1 rRNA gene is annotated in these 3490 nt (G+C 58.7%); it reads right to left on the bottom strand.

The features are described from left to right. Positions 1 to 42: 42 nt before the first annotated feature. Positions 43 to 3170 (bottom strand): 23S ribosomal RNA (locus ACI79R_RS23915). Positions 3171 to 3490 lie beyond the last annotated feature (320 nt).

Raw genomic sequence — 3490 nt, 5'->3', positions numbered from 1 at the left:
TTTTCTGGATCTGTTTGGGTGACCGACCCGGAATGGGTGTGTGTGGTCAAGCCCTCGGCCTATTAGTACCGGTCAGCTCCACATCTTGCGATGCTTCCACTTCCGGCCTATCAACCCGCTGGTCTGGGCGGGGGCCTTACCCCATTGACTGGGTGAGAGACCTCATCTTGAAGCGAGCTTCCCGCTTAGATGCTTTCAGCGGTTATCCCTGCCGAACGTAGCCAACCAGCAGTGCACCTGGCGGTACAACTGGCACACCAGAGGTTCGTCCGTCCCGGTCCTCTCGTACTAGGGACAGCTCTTCTCAAGTCTCTTACGCGCACGGCGGATAGGGACCGAACTGTCTCACGACGTTCTAAACCCAGCTCGCGTACCGCTTTAATGGGCGAACAGCCCAACCCTTGGGACCTACTCCAGCCCCAGGATGCGACGAGCCGACATCGAGGTGCCAAACCATCCCGTCGATATGGACTCTTGGGGAAGATCAGCCTGTTATCCCCGGGGTACCTTTTATCCGTTGAGCGACACCGCTTCCACATGCCGGTGCCGGGTCACTAGTCCCAGCTTTCGCTCCTGCTCGACCCGTCGGTCTCGCAGTCAAGCTCCCTTGTGCACTTGCACTCGACACCTGATTGCCAACCAGGCTGAGGGAACCTTTGGGCGCCTCCGTTACATTTTGGGAGGCAACCGCCCCAGTTAAACTACCCACCTGACACTGTTCCTGATCCGGATCACGGACCGAGGTTAGACATCCAATTCGACCAGAGTGGTATTTCAACGGCGACTCCACGAACACTGGCGTGCCCGCTTCACAGTCTCCCACCTATCCTACACAAGCCGAACCGAACACCAATATCAAGCTATAGTGAAGGTCCCGGGGTCTTTCCGTCCTGCCGCGCGTAACGAGCATCTTTACTCGTAGTGCAATTTCGCCGAGCCTGTGGTTGAGACAGCTGAGAAGTCGTTACGCCATTCGTGCAGGTCGGAACTTACCCGACAAGGAATTTCGCTACCTTAGGATGGTTATAGTTACCACCGCCGTTTACTGGCGCTTGAGTTCTGAGCTTCGCCCCGAAGAGCTAACCCGTCCCCTTAACGTTCCAGCACCGGGCAGGCGTCAGTCCGTATACATCGTCTTACGACTTCGCACGGACCTGTGTTTTTAGTAAACAGTCGCTTCTCACTGGTCTCTGCGACCCCCCACCGCTGCCCACCGCAAGGGTGTTGACGGTAAAGGGCCCCCCTTCTCCCGAAGTTACGGGGGCATTTTGCCGAGTTCCTTAACCACAGTTCGCTCGATCGCCTCGGTATTCTCTACCTGACCACCTGAGTTGGTTTGGGGTACGGGCCGCTCGGAACTCGCTAGAGGCTTTTCTCGGCAGCATAGGATCATCCCATTCGCCTCATTCGGCTATGCGTCAGGCCTCACCCTGTATGTCCGACGGATTTGCCTATCGGACGGGCCACACCCTTGCACCGGTACTACCACTCACCGGTAGGACTACCTTCCTGCGTCACCCCATCGCTTGCCTACTACCAGATCGGGTCCCAGCCTCCCCACCATCACCCCAAAGGGATCCGGCGGTTCGGGTGGTTAGCATCAAAGGGTTCAGCATGGGCGTTCCTTCGCGGGTACGGGAATATCAACCCGTTGTCCATCGACTACGCCTGTCGGCCTCGCCTTAGGTCCCGACTCACCCTGGGCGGATTAGCCTGGCCCAGGAACCCTTGGTCTTCCGGCGGGGGAGTTTCTCACTCCCCTCTCGCTACTCATGCCTGCATTCTCACTCGCGTGGCGTCCACGGCTGGATTCCTCCGCCGCTTCCACCGCCACACGACGCTCCCCTACCCATCCACACACCTGGCCCCGATCCACGAAGGAACGGAGCGGGTACTTGTGTGAATGCCACGGCTTCGGCGGTGTGCTTGAGCCCCGCTACATTGTCGGCGCGGAACCACTTGACCAGTGAGCTATTACGCACTCTTTCAAGGGTGGCTGCTTCTAAGCCAACCTCCTGGTTGTCACTGCGATCCCACATCCTTTTCCACTTAGCACACGCTTAGGGGCCTTAGCCGATGATCTGGGCTGTTTCCCTCTCGACTACGAACCTTATCGCCCGCAGTCTCACTGCCACGCTCTCACTTACCGGCATTCGGAGTTTGGTTGACGTCAGTAACCTTGTGGGGCCCATCGGCCATCCAGTGCTCTACCTCCGGCAAGAAACACGTGACGCTGCACCTAAATGCATTTCGGGGAGAACCAGCTATCACCGAGTTTGATTGGCCTTTCACCCCTACCCACAGCTCATCCCCCAGGTTTTCAACCCTGGTGGGTTCGGTCCTCCACGCGGTCTTACCCGCGCTTCAACCTGGCCATGGGTAGATCACTCGGCTTCGGGTCTAGAGCACGCGACTCACTCGCCCTGTTCGGACTCGCTTTCGCTACGGCTACCCCACACGGGTTAACCTCGCCACGTACCGCTAACTCGCAGGCTCATTCTTCAAAAGGCACGCAATCACCCCCGCCCCCGAAAGGACGTCAGGCTCTCACGGCTTGTAGGCACACGGTTTCAGGTACTATTTCACTCCCCTCCCGGGGTACTTTTCACCTTTCCCTCACGGTACTTGTCCGCTATCGGTCACCAGGGAGTATTCAGGCTTAGCGGGTGGTCCCGCCAGATTCACACCGAATTTCACGGGCTCGGTGCTACTTGGGAGCAAGCTCGGGAGGACACGCGTTTTCGTGTACGGGGCTCTCACCCTCTACGGCGACCCGTTCCAGCAGGCCTTCCACTAACGACATGTCTTTCTGACTCCCTAACATCCCGGCAGAGATGTTCGAACTGTCCCACGACCCCGACCACACAACGCCTGCCGGCTATCACATGCGATCGGTTTAGCCTCATCCGCTTTCGCTCGCCACTACTCACGGAATCACGGTTGTTTTCTCTTCCTGTGGGTACTGAGATGTTTCACTTCCCCACGTTCCCTCCACACGCCCTATGTGTTCAGGCGCGGGTCACACCACATGACTGGTGCGGGGTTCCCCCATTCGGACATCCTCGGATCAACGCTCGGTTGGCAGCTCCCCGAGGCTTATCGCAGCCTCCTACGTCCTTCATCGGCTCCTGGTGCCAAGGCATCCACCGTGTGCCCTTAACAACTTGGCCACACAAAAATCCCACCCACCAACCACACACCGCACACCCCGAAAGGCATACCAGCGCGTATCGACGGGCGGGCCTACAAACCAGATCTGTCACACAGACCTAGAAGAAAGATGCTCGCGTCCACTGTGCAGTTCTCAAACAACAACCAGTCACCTCCACCACCGACCCCACCAGCCCCGCACCCCACCCAACGGGCGACATGCGGCGGTATGAGATCCAGGAGGCCCCGGCATCGGAGAGTCACCGGACCCAATCGCCCGATCCCTCAGGACCCAACAGCGTGCCTACGACCCCCGAACCCCTGCCCGACCCCGTTCCCC

The sequence above is a fragment of the Blastococcus sp. SYSU D00820 genome, from assembly GCF_054050695.1.
The sequence above is the reverse complement of the archived record's forward strand: the minus strand, read 5'-3'. Positions and strand labels throughout refer to the sequence as shown.